At 65.8% G+C, this 15,212-nt stretch carries 20 protein-coding genes; 16 read left to right on the top strand and 4 right to left on the bottom strand.

What is annotated here, in order from left to right; genetic code table 11:
- Window positions 1-64 precede the first annotated feature (64 nt).
- From H7K34_RS25210 to H7K34_RS25200, 3 genes are all read left to right on the top strand, one after another.
- The gene (locus H7K34_RS25210; protein ID WP_264064694.1) at window positions 65-1,432 is read left to right on the top strand and encodes a septum formation family protein; all 1,368 of its coding nucleotides are present in this window, start codon (window positions 65-67) and stop codon (window positions 1,430-1,432) included.
- A gap of 4 nt (window positions 1,433-1,436) precedes the next feature.
- Window positions 1,437-1,787: a metallopeptidase family protein gene (locus tag H7K34_RS25205; RefSeq protein WP_264064693.1), complete on the top strand. Its 351-nt coding sequence runs from the start codon at window positions 1,437-1,439 to the stop codon at window positions 1,785-1,787.
- Window positions 1,788-1,851: 64 nt separating this feature from the next.
- Entirely contained in the window at window positions 1,852-2,043 is a 192-nt protein-coding gene (locus H7K34_RS25200) for a hypothetical protein (protein WP_264064692.1), read from the top strand.
- On the opposite strand, the gene H7K34_RS25195 is transcribed toward H7K34_RS25200, so the two are convergent.
- Window positions 2,044-2,736 carry a histidine phosphatase family protein gene (locus tag H7K34_RS25195; RefSeq protein ID WP_264064691.1) on the bottom strand — a complete coding sequence of 231 codons (693 nt, stop codon included), beginning with the start codon at window positions 2,734-2,736 and terminating at the stop codon, window positions 2,044-2,046. It lies immediately after the preceding gene.
- 3 nt (window positions 2,737-2,739) lie between these two features.
- Entirely contained in the window at window positions 2,740-3,705 is a 966-nt protein-coding gene (gene pheA, locus H7K34_RS25190) for a prephenate dehydratase (RefSeq protein WP_264064690.1), read from the bottom strand.
- A 99-nt stretch (window positions 3,706-3,804) separates the two neighbouring features.
- On the opposite strand from pheA, the gene H7K34_RS25185 reads away from it, so the two are divergent.
- The 3 genes from H7K34_RS25185 to H7K34_RS25175 all read left to right on the top strand — a co-directional run bounded on the left by H7K34_RS25185 (window position 3,805) and on the right by H7K34_RS25175 (window position 6,553).
- The gene (locus H7K34_RS25185) at window positions 3,805-4,593 is read left to right on the top strand and encodes a DUF2470 domain-containing protein (RefSeq protein ID WP_264064688.1); all 789 of its coding nucleotides are present in this window, start codon (window positions 3,805-3,807) and stop codon (window positions 4,591-4,593) included.
- A gap of 280 nt (window positions 4,594-4,873) precedes the next feature.
- A complete protein-coding gene (locus tag H7K34_RS25180; protein ID WP_308205461.1) occupies window positions 4,874-5,818 on the top strand; it encodes an LCP family protein in 945 nt (314 codons plus the stop codon).
- A 177-nt stretch (window positions 5,819-5,995) separates the two neighbouring features.
- Window positions 5,996-6,553, top strand: a complete 558-nt coding sequence (locus H7K34_RS25175; RefSeq protein WP_108926424.1) for a ferritin — start codon at window positions 5,996-5,998, stop codon at window positions 6,551-6,553.
- Here the strand turns inward: H7K34_RS25175 and H7K34_RS25170 are convergent.
- Both H7K34_RS25170 and H7K34_RS25165 read right to left on the bottom strand, forming a co-directional pair.
- The gene (locus tag H7K34_RS25170; RefSeq protein ID WP_264064684.1) at window positions 6,550-7,374 is read right to left on the bottom strand and encodes a glycerophosphodiester phosphodiesterase; all 825 of its coding nucleotides are present in this window, start codon (window positions 7,372-7,374) and stop codon (window positions 6,550-6,552) included. The two genes, H7K34_RS25175 and H7K34_RS25170, sit on opposite strands and share 4 nt — an antisense overlap.
- Before the next feature lie 4 nt (window positions 7,375-7,378).
- Window positions 7,379-8,419 carry a DUF4328 domain-containing protein gene (locus tag H7K34_RS25165; protein ID WP_264064870.1) on the bottom strand — a complete coding sequence of 347 codons (1,041 nt, stop codon included), beginning with the start codon at window positions 8,417-8,419 and terminating at the stop codon, window positions 7,379-7,381.
- A gap of 537 nt (window positions 8,420-8,956) precedes the next feature.
- Here H7K34_RS25165 and H7K34_RS25160 point away from each other — a divergent pair.
- The 10 genes from H7K34_RS25160 to rraA all read left to right on the top strand — a co-directional run bounded on the left by H7K34_RS25160 (window position 8,957) and on the right by rraA (window position 15,211).
- Window positions 8,957-9,112: a hypothetical protein gene (locus tag H7K34_RS25160; protein ID WP_264064682.1), complete on the top strand. Its 156-nt coding sequence runs from the start codon at window positions 8,957-8,959 to the stop codon at window positions 9,110-9,112.
- A 165-nt stretch (window positions 9,113-9,277) separates the two neighbouring features.
- The gene (locus H7K34_RS25155) at window positions 9,278-9,901 is read left to right on the top strand and encodes a superoxide dismutase (RefSeq protein ID WP_108926524.1); all 624 of its coding nucleotides are present in this window, start codon (window positions 9,278-9,280) and stop codon (window positions 9,899-9,901) included.
- A gap of 197 nt (window positions 9,902-10,098) precedes the next feature.
- Window positions 10,099-10,632 (top strand): peptidase, encoded by a 534-nt coding sequence (locus tag H7K34_RS25150; RefSeq protein ID WP_090597853.1) that lies wholly within the window; start codon window positions 10,099-10,101, stop codon window positions 10,630-10,632.
- A gap of 254 nt (window positions 10,633-10,886) precedes the next feature.
- Window positions 10,887-11,414 carry a TMEM165/GDT1 family protein gene (locus tag H7K34_RS25145; protein ID WP_264064681.1) on the top strand — a complete coding sequence of 176 codons (528 nt, stop codon included), beginning with the start codon at window positions 10,887-10,889 and terminating at the stop codon, window positions 11,412-11,414.
- Window positions 11,415-11,804: 390 nt separating this feature from the next.
- Window positions 11,805-12,203, top strand: a complete 399-nt coding sequence (locus H7K34_RS25140) for a transcriptional regulator (protein ID WP_108926525.1) — start codon at window positions 11,805-11,807, stop codon at window positions 12,201-12,203.
- A 122-nt stretch (window positions 12,204-12,325) separates the two neighbouring features.
- Window positions 12,326-12,982, top strand: coding sequence for a DUF6474 family protein (locus tag H7K34_RS25135; protein ID WP_264064680.1), 657 nt, complete (start codon window positions 12,326-12,328; stop codon window positions 12,980-12,982).
- A gap of 15 nt (window positions 12,983-12,997) precedes the next feature.
- A complete protein-coding gene (locus tag H7K34_RS25130; protein ID WP_264064679.1) occupies window positions 12,998-13,672 on the top strand; it encodes a YcnI family copper-binding membrane protein in 675 nt (224 codons plus the stop codon).
- Window positions 13,669-14,181 carry a copper resistance CopC family protein gene (locus H7K34_RS25125; protein ID WP_264064678.1) on the top strand — a complete coding sequence of 171 codons (513 nt, stop codon included), beginning with the start codon at window positions 13,669-13,671 and terminating at the stop codon, window positions 14,179-14,181. Before H7K34_RS25130 ends, H7K34_RS25125 begins: the two co-directional genes overlap by 4 nt.
- A gap of 110 nt (window positions 14,182-14,291) precedes the next feature.
- Window positions 14,292-14,738 carry an Rv3852 family protein gene (locus H7K34_RS25120; RefSeq protein ID WP_264064677.1) on the top strand — a complete coding sequence of 149 codons (447 nt, stop codon included), beginning with the start codon at window positions 14,292-14,294 and terminating at the stop codon, window positions 14,736-14,738.
- Window positions 14,738-15,211: a ribonuclease E activity regulator RraA gene (gene rraA / locus H7K34_RS25115; RefSeq protein WP_264064676.1), complete on the top strand. Its 474-nt coding sequence runs from the start codon at window positions 14,738-14,740 to the stop codon at window positions 15,209-15,211. The genes H7K34_RS25120 and rraA overlap by 1 nt, the downstream gene beginning before the upstream one ends.
- Window position 15,212: the final 1 nt, after the last annotated feature.

Here is a 15,212-nt window from a genome sequence, read left to right as displayed (position 1 = left end):
CCAGGGCTAACCCCAGGACTCACATCTGTAACGTTTGTCACGTTAGCTTGGGCGCCCTGTCAGAATGGAGTCGATGTCGGACACGCTCGAGACTCAAGTCGCCGCAGCCAGCCCGCCCGCCACTGAGGCGGAGCAGCAGCTGGCCGGCTTTCAGTGGCCGCGCACTTTGCAGGCGACGGCGACCCGGCGGGCGTTGCTGCTGTTCGCGCTCGGCGGCCTTTTGATCGCGGGACTGGTAACCGCGCTGCCGGTTGGCGGACCCGGGCAGGGCCGGCTTGCGGGCTACCTCGACAGCAATCCCGTGCCCAGCACCGGAGCTAAGACAGACGCCGCGTTCAATCGCGCCAAAACCGGCGATTGCCTGATGTGGCCGGATGTCACGCCGGAGTCCGCAAGCATCGTCAAGTGCATCGACGACCACAAGTTCGAGGTCGCCGAGTCCATCGACATGAGAACTTTCCCCGGCTCGGAATACGGGCCCAACGCCGCCCCGCCGTCGCCGGCGCGCATCCAGCAGATCAGCCAGGAGCAATGCGAGGCGGCGGTGCGCCGATACCTGGGCCCTAAGTACGATCCCAACAGCAAATTCAGTGTGAGCCTGCTGTGGGCGGGTGACCGAGCGTGGCGTCAGTCCGGCGAGCGCCGCATGTTGTGCGGGCTGCAGATGCCCGGCTCGAACAACGAACAAGCCGCCTTCAAGGGCAAGGTCTCCGACGTCGACCAATCCAAGATCTGGCCGTCGGGCACCTGCCTGGGCATCGACTCGACGGCCAACCAGCCCATCGACGTCCCGGTTGACTGCAAGGCGCCGCATGCCATGGAGGTCACCGGGACGGTCAACCTGGCCGAGAAATTCCCCGGTGCGCTGCCCGCGGAGCCCGAGCAGGACGGCTACATCAAGGACGCGTGCACGAAGATGACCGACGCGTACCTGGCGCCGATCAAGTTGCGCACCACGACGCTGACGCTGATCTACCCCACCGTGTCGCTGCCCAGTTGGTCGGCGGGTAGCCGGGAGGTCGCGTGCAGCATTGGCGCCACTCTGGGCAACGGGGGCTGGGCCGCGCTGGTCAACAGCGCCAAGGGCCAACTGCTGATCAACGGTCAGACACCGGTGCCCCCACCCGATATTCCCGAGGAGCGGCTCACCCTGCCGCCGATTCCGGTGCAGGCACCGGCCAGCCCTCCCCAGCAGTCCAACACTCCGCCGGAGATGCCGCAGGGCAATCAGCACCTGCCGCAACAACAGCCAGTGGTGACGCCACCCCGGGCGACCGCCACGCAGGCGCCGGCCACCCAGGCGCCGCAGGATCAGCCGCCACCTCCGGCCGACGGTGGTGCGCCGCCACCGGCCAACCAGGCGCCGCCGCCCATGCCGGATGCACCGGCACCGGGCGCGCCTCCGCCAGCCGAGCCGGCACCGGGAGGTTAGCCGGGTGGCCGTGCGGATGGATCCGCAGCGGTTCGACGAACTGGTCTCCGACGCACTCGACCTGATTCCCACCCAGCTGGCCGCCGCCATGGACAACGTCGCGATCCTCGTCGAGGATCGTCACCCCGAAGACCCCGAACTGCTGGGGCTCTACGAGGGGGTAGCGCTGACCGAACGCGACTGGAACTACGGCGGATCGCTGCCCGACGCCATCACGATCTACCGCCGCGCGCTGCTGGACATCTGCGAATCCGACGACGACGTCGTGCAGGAGGTGGCGATCACGGTGATCCACGAAATCGCCCACCACTTCGGCATCGACGACGACCGATTGGAAGAGCTGGGCTGGGGCTGAGAATCCGGCGCAAATTCGGGCGCGGCATCGTGGATTTGTCATGCCCTGGTGCTAGGAACGGCGTATGAGCGCAGATTGCCGCGAGTGCCGGGCAGGCTTAGAACACTGCCACGGCACCATCATTCGCCACTCGTTGCGCCGTTCGGAATGCACCGAGCCGGACTGCGTCAGTCCCGAGCTATTGACGCACACGTTCGTCATCGACTGCGACGCCGTCGGCTGCAGCTGCACGGAACTGGTTGCGCTGGCTGTCTGATCAGCCCATCGGATCGGTGCTGGACCGCACCGCGTCGGCGACCGGCGTGACCTCGGCGCTGGGCTCGGGGTAAAACGGGGGCGCCAGGGTTCCCCACCGCACGCAGCTCCACCGTCCGTCGGTGATCGGCGCCAACACCACGGACTCAGCATTGGCCAGATGGTTGTCCAGCGCGAAGTCTGCGTCCACGCCGGCCAGCACCGCGGAAACCAGCCGGATCGCGGCGCCGTGGCTGACGACGACGATGTCACCGTTCCAGTCGCGATCGTCGAGATAGCGCATCCGTAAGTCGGTGAGCACCGGGACGTAGCGGTCCAACACCTCGCTGGCGGTCTCGCCGCCGGGCAACGGCAGATCGAGTTCACCGTGCTGCCATCGGCCGTAGATGGCATTGAACTCCGCTACCGCCTCGTCGTCGTTGCGATTTTCCAGCGCACCGACCTGTACCTCATGGATGCCGGCGACTTCGTGCGGAGCGACGTCGACCTCGGCGCCAATCACCGCGGCCGTCTGCGACGCCCGGTTGGCCACCGAGTGCGCGAGCAGCGCCGGCCGTCCGGCATCGACGGCGAACGCCCGCGCCTGATCCCGTCCCGTGGGCGTCAGATCCGCCCCGGGCGGGCGGGTGTCCAGCCGGCGTTCGACGTTGCCGAAGGACTGGCCGTGCCGCAACAGCACCAACCGACCACTCATCGTTTAGATCCCCCCACCGGATGCTTCGGCCTGTTCAGGTTTGCCCTCCCGTAGCCGCGCCAGCCACCGCGACGCTTCGTCTGGTGGCGGTGGCCCTATCCCCGCTGCCGGGCCAGTCGGCCAGGATCCTAGATATCGCACATCCACACAACGTCGATGCAGTGCCTTGAGTGCCTCGGCGACGTCGCCGTCGTCGATATGCCCCGCACAGTCGGCAAAGAACTGGTAGGTGCCGAGTTCGGTTCGGGTTGGCCGGGATTCGATGCGGGTCAGGTCGATATCGCGGATGCCGAATTCGCCGAGCGCGGCCAGCAGGGCGCCCGGCGCATTCTCGATCCGCAACACCACCGACGTGCGATCGGCTCCAGTGCGGACCGGCGGCGGCCCCGGCAAGCCCACCAGGACGAACCGGGTACGGGCGTTGAGTTCGTCGACCACGCCTTCGGCCAGGGCCGCGAGCTTCCAGTGCTTGGCGGCCAACGGCGACGTGACCGCGGCGTCAGCCTCGCCCTGGGCTACCTGCCTGGCGGCGTCGGCATTGGAGTAGGCCGGCCGCAGTTCGACGTTGGGCAGGTTGGCGGCCAGCCATCGGCGCACCTGGGCCGCGGCCACGGGAAACGCGGCCAGGGTTTTGACCCCATCGGCGCCCGGCGTTTTCTCCAGGCCGGGTTTGACGACGATGCTGAACGCCACATCGAGGGTTGTCTCGGCGAAAATCTGCATCGGCGAACCGTTGGCCAAACTGTCCAATGTCGGCACCACCGTGCCGTCGATCGAGTTCTCGATCGGCACGCACGCGTAGTCGGTCTCCCGGTTACGGACCGCCTCCAGCGCCGCGGGTGTGCTGTCGATCGGCAACCGCTGGACCGGGCTCAGATGTTGGTCGGGGATCAAGCCTGCGGAAATCATCTGCAAGAGCGCCGCCTCGGTGAAGGTGCCTTCGGGACCGAGGTAAGTGATGCCGACCACGACCACAACCCTAGTGGGGTCATTGCAAAAACAGACCTTGCTTCGACCTGCGATCTAAGTTAACTTAGGCTTACCTAAGGATCGAAGGAGAACGGGACGATGTTGCCGCTGACCAGCGCCGCGCCGACGACTGCCGAACGCATCCGCAGCGCCTGCGCCCGGGCCGGCGGTGCCCTTCTGGCCGTCGAACGCGAGGACCCGGTGCCCACCCCGGTGCATCACCTCCTGCACGACGGATCCTTCGCCGTCGCCCTCCCCACCGATAACAGCGCGACCGACCGCCGGGTCTGCGGATCGCAAGCACTGCTCGAACTCACCGACTACGCGCCGCTTCCGCTGCGGGAGCCGGTCCGTTCGCTGGTATGGGTTCGCGGCCGGCTGCAGCAGGTCCCGGCGGCCGAGATCACCCCGACCCTCGATCTGATCGCCAGCGAGTGCCCGCATCCGGCACTGCTGCAAGTTGATACGCCGCAGTGCATGCCGCCCACTCCGGGCGATGAGCGATACACGCTGCTGCGGCTCGAGATCGCCTCCGTCGTGGTGACGGACGCGACCGGCGCCGAGCCCGTCAGCGTCGAAGACCTGCTCGCGGCGCGCCCCGATCCGTTCTGCGAGATGGAGTCGAGCCTGCTGTGGCACCTCGACAACGCCCACAGCGACGTGGTGGCGCGCCTGGTGTCCCGACTGCCAGCGCCGCTGCGGCGCGGACAGGTCCGCCCACTCGGGCTCGACCGCTATGGCGTGCGGTTCCGCATCGAAGGCCACGACGGCGACCACGACATCCGGCTGCCGTTCCTCAAGCCGGTCGACGACATGACCGGCTTGAGCCAGGCCATTCGCGTGCTGATGGGCTGCCCGTTCATCAACGGCCTGCGGGCCCGCCCCTAGCCATCGAAAGCACCGACGCGGACCGCGACGCACGCGGTGGGCGCCTGGATGCACGTAAATTGACCGGGTGACCGGCGACCGATCACCACGACGTGGACGGCCTGCGAGACCGATCCCACCGCGGGAGTCGCGTCCCGAGGCACCGCCGGTGCTGCATCGCCAGACCAATCCGCCACCGTCGGCCGCCGACCCAACGGTGCCGATCCCCCGCGTCTCGGGATCCCCGCCCGCCGCGCCACGGGTGCGCCGCAAGCGCAAAAAACACCGCTGGGGCCGCGCCATCGCGTCGACATTGCTGATCGTCTTGCTGCTGGCACTCGCTGGCGTGCTGGGCGGCGGCCTCTGGCTGGACACGACACTGCATCGCAAGCCGGTATTGGCCGACTACCCCGATCGGCCCGCGCCCGGTCGCGGCACCAACTGGCTGCTCGTCGGGTCGGACAGTCGCGAAGGCCTGTCGGCCGAACAGCAACAAGACTTGGCCACCGGCGGCGACGCCGGGAACAGCCGCACCGACACGATGCTGCTGATACACATCCCCGCATTGGGGTCGCGCACCCCGACGACGCTGGTGTCGATTCCGCGCGACTCGTACGTGCCGATCCCCGAGCACGGCAAGGACAAGCTCAACTCCGCGTTCGCGATCGGCGGGGCATCGTTGCTGTTCCAGACGGTGGAACAGGCCACCGGACTGCGGCTCGATCACTACGCCGAGATCGGGTTCAGCGGGTTCGCCGTCCTGGTGGACGCGCTTGGCGGTGTCACCGCCTGCCCGACCGAGCCGATCAACGATCCGTTGGCCGGCATCGACCTGCCCGCGGGTTGCCAGCAGCTGAACGGTCGCGACGCGCTCGGATACGTCAGGACCCGGGACACCCCTCGGGCCGATCTGGACCGGATGGTCAACCAACGGCAATTCATCTCAGCGCTGCTGCAGCGCGCCGCCAGCCCGTCGGTCTGGCTCAATCCGTGGCGCTGGTATGCCGTGCCGCACGCCGCCGCCGACGCGTTGACCGTCAACGAGGGCGATCACGTCTGGGACCTGGCTCGGCTGGGCTGGGCGATACGCGGATCCGCCACCGCGCTGACCGTCCCGATCGCCGAGTTCACCAGCAACGGCGCCGGCTCGGTCGTGGTGTGGAATCACGACGTTGCCGGCCAGCTGTTCGACGCCCTGGCCTCCGACGCAGCGGTACCCAGCGACGCGCTCGAGGGACCGCCTTAGCGATTTCGTGGCCCTAATGCGGGGTGCAATTCCCGAAATATGAGCAGTGTAATGTGACGCTTCTACACATAGGCGAACCGGGCCTGCATAAATGGCGTGTATATAAGGCTCAGAAACTTTTTCCGAGCTTATCTGACGCTCTTTACGATGCCCTTCTAGCTGCGCTAAGGTGCTTGCATGACCGCGACTGATACTCCCAAGACCAAGTTCCACTCATTACTCCAGGAGCAGATTTCTCACGAATTCACTAGCTCTCAGCAATACGTTGCGATTGCCGTTTATTTTAGCGCCGCCGAACTGCCGCAATTGGCGAGGCATTTTTACGGGCGAGCGCTCGAGGAACGGAATCACGCAATGATGCTGGTGCAGCATCTGCTCGATCGCGACGTGGACGTCGAGATCGCGGGCATCGACGCGGTACGCAATCAATTCGACCAACCACGGGACGCGCTGGTCCTAGCCCTGGAGCAGGAACGGTTGGTCACCGACCAAATCACCCAGCTTGCACGCGTGGCTCGCGACGAGGGTGATTACCTGGGCGAACAGTTCATGCAGTGGTTTCTGCAGGAGCAGGTCGAAGAGGTAGCGGTGATGAAAACCCTGGTGACGGTGTCCGATCGCGCCGGCGCCAACCTGTTCGATCTGGAGAACTTCGTCGCCCGCGAAGTGGGCACTCAGGCCATTAGCGCCAGCGCCCCACCAGCCGCGGGCGGCCACCTCGTCTCGCCGGTCTAGCCAGTCCCTCCGATGGTCCGCGTGTTGTCCAGCCAGGCCTTCGTCCGGCCGGGGTGGTTGGTAGCAATCCAGGCCACCCCCACGTCCCGGCAGAAGTCAACGTCGTCGTACCCGTCGACGGTCCAGCAGTACACGGCCCGGCCCTGGGCGACGGCACGATCCACCAGTTGCGGATAGTCCTTCAGCGCGTCCAGCGACGGCCCGACGGCGGTGGCCCCGACGGCGGTGGCCGCGCTGCTGGTCAGATAGCGAGCGTTCCGGCCGAGCAGCACCGTTGGCAGCAGCGGTGCTGCTCGGCGTATTCGCCAGACCGCTGCCGCTGAGAAGGACATCACCACGGCGCGCGACCGGTCGGCAGATGCCGGCGAGGCGATACCGAAGCGGTGCAGCAGGGCCAGCACCTTGCTCTCGACCAGCGAGCCATACCGCACCGGATGCTTGGTCTCGATGAAGATCTTCACCGGCCGGTTCCAGTCGAGAACCATCGATACCAGGGCATCCAGCGTGAGCAGGCTGGTGTCACCGTGGGTGCCGTCCGATCGCCAACTGTCGTGCCAGGCACCGTATTCCAGCTCGCCTAGCTCGGCGAGGGTCATGGTGCTGACCAAGCCGGCGCCGCTCGACGTCCGGTCCAGCTTGCGGTCGTGCACACACACCAAATGGCCGTCGCGGGTCAACCGCACGTCGCATTCGACGCCGTCGGCGCCCTCCTTGAGCGCGAGGTCGTAAGCAGCAAGCGTGTGTTCGGGGCGAGACGCCGACGCACCTCGGTGGGCAACGACAAAAGGATGCCCGGCGAGCACCTCGTCGGGCCACGTCATACCCCTATGCTGCCGGTTCCTCCCCCTCCAACTCAACAGGAACGGCGGCGGGCGCGCCGGGTTGATCCGGGATATCGGCGGCCACCGCGACCCAGCGATGCGCGGGCCGTGCGACGGGTTTGCGTTCAAATCCCTCAAAAACACGGGCCACAGTGGCCAGGGTCGCCGCCGCGAAAAGGTATCCGAACACCATCAGGACGGTGTTGTTGGCGATGCCTTGGGGGTCGGTCGCGAAGCTGGTGACGATCGCCCAGATTGAAACTAGGTAGCTGAAAACCCAAGCGATCCACCACTCGACGATCGGTCGCCGCGCCCGGCCATAGTGCTCTTCGAGCACGGCCAGCTCGATCACGTAGACCGGAGCCCACAGCAGATTGGCGAACGGAACGGCGCAGCCGGCCCGCAACGCCCTGACGGAACGGTGATCGGACAGGCCGTAGTGCGAGAACACGGCCGCCCGCCGCGCGATCAGCCATCGGATCAGGAACACGCCGGAGGTGATCAGCGCCGCGACCGCCGCCACGCTGGCCAAGTCTGTGAACCAGTCCGCGGCGGCGGCCACTATCGAGTTCAGCAAGGTTTTCCGGTTGAAGACCAACAGGACATACCGGATTACGTACATCAGCGCCGCACTGCCGAGCACCAGCACGCCAATGAACAGCGCAAGGCGCACGGCTGCCGCCGACGGGCCGGTTTGTACCGAAATGTCGTCGGTCGCCGGGGTCTGCTCGACGTGGTCGGTCAAACCCCAACGCGGGATCACGGCGTAACGCGGCGTCGGACCTAGCGACCGTGGTCCCCGCCGCGCGGGGGGAGCGGCGCCGGGGCGCACCGCGATCCACCGGAAACCCGGCGGCAACCGCGGCGGTGTGCGTTGTGGTGCGGCCGAGCGAGCGGGCGGCGGACCACCCTGCGTGCTCCACCGGGGGCCGCCCGGCACATCCGCCAGAGGTGCCATTAGCGCACCCCGACAACGCGGACACCACTCCCGGCGACGTTCGCGCACGTTCCAACGGGTGCCGCACTGGGAGCACACCTGGATCACCGGACCAGCGTAGCGCCGGCGCAGACACGGCCCGCGCAGCAGCGGCGATACCGCGGGATTGCACGGACCGCGGGACGCTTCGCGAAACCTCACCGATGCGAGGGCCGAAATGGCCTTCCGCGAGCCGAATCCGCACCTGTTACCGGCGTCACAGCTACTTCATGGCTATCCACAGTTTCCACAGGTTTATCCACATGGGGGGCGGGGTATAGACGCAATCAATCAGCAACTTGCGGTTAACCCTGGCCCTAACTGTGGATAACGCCGGGCATTTGCAGCGCGCCATCGACAGGCCAGACGAGCAGCGAGCGAATGGACCGTCCCACTGCGCAACAATCGGACCCGCCCAGTCGAAGCTCCGACTCATCCGCGTCCCCGGGTGCACCCCGCCGACACCGGCTACCACGAACCCGCAGCTCAGCGTGTTGTTGCGCGGTACATTTTCCAACCCCATCACAAAGGGTTATGATCGCCATCACGAAAAATGTTGTGACTCACTTCACTCGGCTGAGGTCACCGGCCGATGAAAGGCGATTGATGGCGACGCATTCGTTCGGTCCAGGTACCCCGGCCGCATCGAACTCGTATTACGGATCGCCCGCCTGGAACCACAGCTACAGCATCGCCGCGTTGCGTGCTGGCCTGATCGCGTTGGCGTTGCTCGCGGTTCTCGCGCTCATTGTTTTGTCTTGATTATTTCCTCTTGAAACCCTCTCGGCCGGGTACCCGGTCTATCGGCCCATAAGGGTCGTCCTTGCGGCGCGTGCAGTCATGGAGCAGGGTTGATTACGCTGAGCCTGCCGCGCGGCGGGCTCCGTGCGAATGCGCGTCAAGACGATCATCGAGGAAAGGAATGCCGTGGCTGAATACACGCTGCCCGATTTGGACTGGGACTACGCAGCGCTGGAACCGCATATCTCAGGCCAGATCAACGAGATTCATCACAGCAAGCACCATGCCACCTACGTCAAGGGCTTGAACGACGCCATTGCCAAACTCGAAGAGGCGCGCGCCAATGACGACCACGCCGCGATCTTCTTGAACGAGAAGAACCTCGCGTTCCACTTGGGTGGGCACGTGAATCACTCGATCTGGTGGAAGAACCTGTCGCCGAACGGCGGAGACAAGCCGACCGGTGCGCTAGGCGCCGCCATCGACGACGCCTTCGGCTCGTTCGACAAGTTCCGCGCTCAGTTCAGCGCCGCGGCCAACGGCTTACAGGGCTCGGGCTGGGCGGTGCTCGGCTACGACACCCTCGGCGACCGGCTGCTGACGTTCCAGCTTTACGACCAGCAGGCCAACGTCCCGCTGGGCATCATCCCGCTGCTGCAGGTCGACATGTGGGAGCACGCCTTCTACCTGCAGTACAAGAACGTCAAGGCGGACTACGTCAAGGCGTTCTGGAACGTCGTCAACTGGGCAGATGTGCAGTCGCGCTACGAGGCCGCAACATCGAAGGCGAAGGGCCTGATTTTCGGCTGAGATCAGCTGCTTAAGGCAGGGGCGTCACGCGGATCGCGTGGCGCCCTTACCTTTACCTGGCCTATATGAGCCCGCTGCACAATAGGCATGCGCCAGATGCCGTGTCGAGTTGCAACACGTCTAAACCGCAGGCATTCTTAACTATTCGGGCTACCAGCGTGGTTATTTGCCAACCAACACGTCGCGCGGAGGTCGAGATGGAGACTGGGTCAGGCCAGCCGATAGGGGTTGCGCCCTTCCACGCTCGTGGTGCCCTGAAAGGGTTTGTGATCTCTGGCCGTTGGCCCGATTCGACAAAAGAATGGGCCCAGCTGTTGATGGTCGCTGTGCGGGTAGCATCCTTGCCTGGATTGCTTTCCACCACAACGGTATTCGGAGCCCGCGAAGAGTTGCCCGACGAGCCCGAGCCGGACACCGTCGGCCTGGTGCTGGCCGAAGGCACGGTATTCGGCGAATCGGCAATCCAGCCAGGGTATTTCGCGGATCATCAACCCCCCGCCCTACTGATGCTGCATCCTCCATCAGAGACCACACCGTCGTTGCCGGAATGCACCGGAGCGGCCTCGGGGTGCGTCCTGCTCCCGGGGCTGCCGTATCTGGGACTAGAGCACCGCGCGGCGTGGGTCGAAGCCGAGGCCGATGGCACCATTACCTCGATGGTGAGTCGAGTCGGCGTCGACCCCATCAGCCATCCCGACACCGCGATTCTGGCAATGCTGCTTGCGGCATAAGGATATTCAATCGTTTGGTTCGGAGTCCGAATCCGCAGATGCGGGCGCCCGAACTTCCGGGCCTTCCTGGCGCACCCCGGATTTGCCCGCTAGCCTGGGACCGTCAGCGAAGGGGAGTAGCCCCTAATCGTCGTGTCGACATACTGGCGAATAGCCCGGCCGGCGAACCGATCCCAGCGGATCGGTGGGCGAGACCTTCGACCGGTGTTCGATGACCACAGTGGTTGTCAACGACGCGTCGAAAGGTCATCCGGATGCTCGCGGCGACACTCCTGAGTCTTCCGGTGCTCTTGCCTGCCGAGGTCTCGGTGACGATCGGCCACTTCCTGGGCGCCACGCTGCCGGCGCGGCCGATGGCTCTCGCATCCGCGATCGCGTTCCTGATCTTCGCCGCGTGGGCCTGGCGTGAGGGCGCCGCCGCCGACGACGAAGCCGTCTCGCCCGGGCTCGAACCTCGGTTGGCTCTGCTGACCGACGTGTCGTCATTCGCACTCGCCGAAATGAGCGACAAGACGACATTGGCGCCGGCGATTGGCTCGGGAAGGCTGCTGCACCGCCGCCTTCCCCACCAGCTGCTGCACGTGTTGGCCAGCATGCTGTTTGTGACCATCGGCCTGTGGATGCTGCTCGACAGCGCACTGGGCTGGCGGCCAGCAAACTCTGCGCCGCCGCCACACGGGAGTTTCGCTGTCCGGGAGGTCACCGGAAACCGTCTAAGGTGCTGCGGCGCCGCTTCGCTCAAGCCGTGCGAGCCGGGCAGTCGCCCCCAGAGGTATCTCTGAGGGCTATTTTGTGCACCCTCGCCCTCTTAACGCGCCCAAAAACCGACCCGGCAGCAAAGTAGGCTTTCAAAGAGACTTCATAGACGGCTCGTTGCGAGATATTCGCCCGACACCATCCGCCGGGCCGGTCCGTCGTTCCTCGAGACCACGTCCCAAAGCACGCGCTTCAGACCTGATTTCTGCGGATAACCTGTGAGTTATAGTCCGTTTATGGACACTGCCGTTATTTAGTAAGACGCTCGTGAAGTGCGGACTCAGCGAACCTCGGGGATGTCACCAGCGAAGCCGGCCCGGTTTGCACCTGGTTGTGAGCACAAACTCTCGCTACCATGATCAGCAAATACACATAGGTAATAGTTTCGCTTCTACAGCCGCGTGGAGGTCATATCGATGAGCACGACGTTTTCCGCCCGCCTGAACCGCTTGTTCGACACGGTGTATCCACCCGGTCGCGGGCCGCATACCTCCGCGGAGGTGATCGCGGCACTCAAGTCGGAGGGCATCACGATGTCGGCTCCCTACCTGTCGCAGCTACGCTCCGGCAATCGCACGAACCCGTCGTCGGCGACCATGGCCGCTCTGGCCAACTTCTTCCGAATCAAGTCGGCCTACTTCACTGACGACGAGTACTACGAAAAGCTCGACAAGGAGCTGGTCTGGATGTCCACGATGCGCGACGACGGTGTGCGCCGCATTGCGGTACGCGCCGTCGGGTTGTCCGCACAGGCCCAGCAGGACCTCGTGGAGCGCGTCAACGAACTGCGCCGCGCAGAACACCTCGACGCCTAGCCGGCCACCGAAGCGCAGCCCGCCCTGTTGGGCTGCCGTCGGTCTGTTCCGATTAGGGTTGGCCTCACGGATCGCGCACACGCGAGAGCGATAGTCCAAGAGATACCGGGAGGCGGCCGGGAATGGGCCTGTTTCGCAAGCGAAAGAGTCGCGCGACGCGTCGTGCCGAAGTCCGTGCGATCAAGGCCCGCGCCAAGCTCGAGGCCAAGCTCGCCGCCAAGAACCAGGCGCGCCGATTCAGGGACGACCGTCGAGCCGCCGACAAAGTTCTCAAGGCGCAGATCAAATCGCAGCGCGACAGCGACCGCGCGGCGCTCAAAGTCGCCGAGACCGAGCTCAAGGCGGCACGGGAGGGCAAGTTGTTCTCGCCGACGCGGATCCGACGGGTGCTGACGGTGTCACGGCTGCTGGCGCCCATCCTGACGCCGGTGCTCTACCGGGCGGCAATGGCCGCGCGCGCGCTAATCGACCAGCGTCGCGCGGATCAACTCGGGATTCCGTTGGCCCAGATCGGCCAGTTCTCCGGGCACGGCGCCCAGCTGTCGGCACGCATCGCCGGCGCGGAGAAGTCATTGCGGGCGGTGCAGGAACGCAAGCCCAAGGACGCCGAGACCAAGCAGTTCGTGGCCGCCATCTCCGAGCGGCTCGCCGATCTGTCAGCAGCCGTCACTGCCGCCGAGAACATGCCGGCGGCTCGCCGGCGCGCGGCGCACTCGGCGATCTCCTCGCAGCTCGACGGGATCGAAGCGGATCTGATGGCTCGGCTCGGGTTGACCTGAAAGTGGTGTTGTGACATGCCATTCCGCGCCACCGGGATTTCGCGCGTCCTGATCACCGTCTTCGCCGCCGCCGCACTTTACGTCGGCGCCGCGAGCGTCACTGCGCCGGCGTGGGCGCACGTCCATGCCAGCAGCGACGACGCGGTCCGCGGCGCCATGGCGATCGTGACCTTTGAGGTGCCCAACGAATCCGACAAGGGCGCCGCGACCACGGCACTGACCGTCGCGCTGCCCAATGTCGCATCCGCGCGCACCGAAGCCATGCCAGGATGGACGGCCAAGCTCGACCGCGATGCGTCGTCCGGCACCGTCAGATCGGTGACGTGGACGGCCGCGCAGGGCGGCGGGATCGGCGTCGACCAGTTCGCACTGTTTCGGATATCGGTGAAGCTGCCCGACACCGACACCGTCAGCTTCCCGGCCACCCAGACCTACGCCGACGGGTCGATCGTGAAGTGGGACCAGCAGCCGCTGCCCGACGGCAGTGAGCCCGAGCATCCGGCCCCCATGCTGACGCTGGGCGCTGGGCCCGCTTCCCCGCATGAACACCACCATTCGGGGATACCCACCGGGCACAGTGGCACATCGACCTCCCCATCAGCCGATAACATCGCTCGCGTGCTGGGCGGAGCCGCCCTGGTCGCGGCCGCACTGGGCGTCGTCCTCGTGCTGGCCCGTCGCCGGACATGAGGCGGCTGGTCATCGTCGCCTGGGCGGGCCTGCTGCTGCTCGCCATGCTGTCGACCGCGACACTGACCGCACAAGTCGCGTCGGCGCATGCCAACCGGGTGTCCGCCGACCCCGCGGACAATGCGGTTCTCGCGGCCGGTCCGGCCCGGGTTAGCGCGACCTTCAATGAGCAATTGCAAACGACCTTCGCGGCCATGACCGTCGTCGGCCCGGACGGCAAGGTCTGGTCCAGCGGGGACACCACCGTGCGGGGTGCGGTGGTCGGCGTGGCGGTGCGCCCCCTCGGGCCGGCCGGCACCTACACGGTGAACTACCGGGTGACGTCCGCCGATGGTCATGTGGTGTCCGGGTCCTGGTCGTTTGGGCTGACGGTGGCCGGTACCGGTACACCGGGGCCCAGCGCCGCTACCAGCGACTCCGGCCACGGAATTCCCGTCTGGCCATTTGTCGCGGTAGCTGTGGCAATCGTCGGTGCGGGCCTGCTTTGGACCATGCGCCGCAAGCCCTGACCGACCTGGTCGGCAAAGCCGGACCACACGTCCTGGCATGATGGGTTCCGAGTAACTTTTGATGGCGCTAGAAATGGCCGACAGAAAGAAAGCTGCGAAGGAGCGGCCGCATGGCAGACCCTCAAGATCAACCCAACAGCGAATCCAACGGCGCGGCGACGCCGCCGGAGGCAAACCCGCCCGCCAAGGCCGCGAAAAAGGCACCGGCCAAAAAAGCGCCCGCCAAGAAGGCACCTGCGAAAAAAGCCGCGGCGAAAAAGGCGCCCGCCAAAAAAGCGCCCGCCAAGAAGGCTGTGGCCAATGGCCCTGCGCCCACCCCGCCGAAACCGCCAGCAGCACAACATGATCGACAGTCCCAGATCGGGACTGTCGGTGAAGTTGCCGCTGCCGCAAAAGATGCCGCGGCACAAGCGAAGTCGACAGTAGAAGGCGCCAACAACCCGGTCTCTGCCAACATTCCGCAGGCGGTAGGCGGCCAGTCATTGTTGCCCCTGGCAATAGCAGTCGCGCTCAGCTTGCTCGCGATCCTGCTGATCCGGCAGCTTCGGCGCCGCTGATGAGTGTGTCCTTCGAGGCAACCGCCGACCTTGTCGACAGCATCGGACCAGACGTACGCAGCTGCGATCTTCAGTTCCGCCAGTTCGGTGGGCGCACAGAATTCGCCGGACCGATCAGCACGGTGCGCTGTTTCGAGGACAACGCGCTGCTGAAATCCGTACTATCCCAACCGAGTACGGGCGGAGTGCTGGTGATCGATGGGGCCGGCTCGCTGCACTGCGCGGTGGTCGGCGATCTCATCGCCGACCTCGCCCGCTCCAACGGCTGGGCCGGGCTGATCATCAACGGCGCTGTGCGTGACGCCGCAGCGTTGCGCGGCATCGACATCGGCATCAAGGCGCTGGGCACCAATCCACGCAAAAGCAGCAAGTCCGGCGACGGCGAACGCGACGTCGAGGTCATCCTCGGCGGAGTGACGTTTGTGCCCGGAGAGATCGCCTACAGCGACGACGACGGCATCGTCGTCGTCTAGC

This window comes from Mycobacterium montefiorense, from assembly GCF_025823255.1.
GTDB classification, from domain to species: Bacteria; Actinomycetota; Actinomycetes; order Mycobacteriales; family Mycobacteriaceae; genus Mycobacterium; species Mycobacterium montefiorense.
This window is presented reverse-complemented; position numbering and strand designations above follow the sequence as displayed.

Coding starts and splice junctions, on each gene's coding strand:
- H7K34_RS25120 (WP_264064677.1), top strand. CDS start 14,292: ATGGCAGACCCTCAAGATCAACCCAACAGCGAATCCAACGGCGCGGCG.
- H7K34_RS25185 (WP_264064688.1), top strand. CDS start 3,805: ATGTTGCCGCTGACCAGCGCCGCGCCGACGACTGCCGAACGCATCCGC.
- H7K34_RS25160 (WP_264064682.1), top strand. CDS start 8,957: ATGGCGACGCATTCGTTCGGTCCAGGTACCCCGGCCGCATCGAACTCG.
- H7K34_RS25140 (WP_108926525.1), top strand. CDS start 11,805: ATGAGCACGACGTTTTCCGCCCGCCTGAACCGCTTGTTCGACACGGTG.
- H7K34_RS25135 (WP_264064680.1), top strand. CDS start 12,326: ATGGGCCTGTTTCGCAAGCGAAAGAGTCGCGCGACGCGTCGTGCCGAA.
- H7K34_RS25150 (WP_090597853.1), top strand. CDS start 10,099: ATGGAGACTGGGTCAGGCCAGCCGATAGGGGTTGCGCCCTTCCACGCT.
- H7K34_RS25200 (WP_264064692.1), top strand. CDS start 1,852: ATGAGCGCAGATTGCCGCGAGTGCCGGGCAGGCTTAGAACACTGCCAC.
- H7K34_RS25170 (WP_264064684.1), bottom strand. CDS start 7,374: ATGACGTGGCCCGACGAGGTGCTCGCCGGGCATCCTTTTGTCGTTGCC.
- H7K34_RS25125 (WP_264064678.1), top strand. CDS start 13,669: ATGAGGCGGCTGGTCATCGTCGCCTGGGCGGGCCTGCTGCTGCTCGCC.
- H7K34_RS25145 (WP_264064681.1), top strand. CDS start 10,887: ATGCTCGCGGCGACACTCCTGAGTCTTCCGGTGCTCTTGCCTGCCGAG.
- rraA (WP_264064676.1), top strand. CDS start 14,738: ATGAGTGTGTCCTTCGAGGCAACCGCCGACCTTGTCGACAGCATCGGA.
- H7K34_RS25175 (WP_108926424.1), top strand. CDS start 5,996: ATGACCGCGACTGATACTCCCAAGACCAAGTTCCACTCATTACTCCAG.
- H7K34_RS25195 (WP_264064691.1), bottom strand. CDS start 2,736: ATGAGTGGTCGGTTGGTGCTGTTGCGGCACGGCCAGTCCTTCGGCAAC.
- H7K34_RS25130 (WP_264064679.1), top strand. CDS start 12,998: ATGCCATTCCGCGCCACCGGGATTTCGCGCGTCCTGATCACCGTCTTC.
- H7K34_RS25210 (WP_264064694.1), top strand. CDS start 65: ATGGAGTCGATGTCGGACACGCTCGAGACTCAAGTCGCCGCAGCCAGC.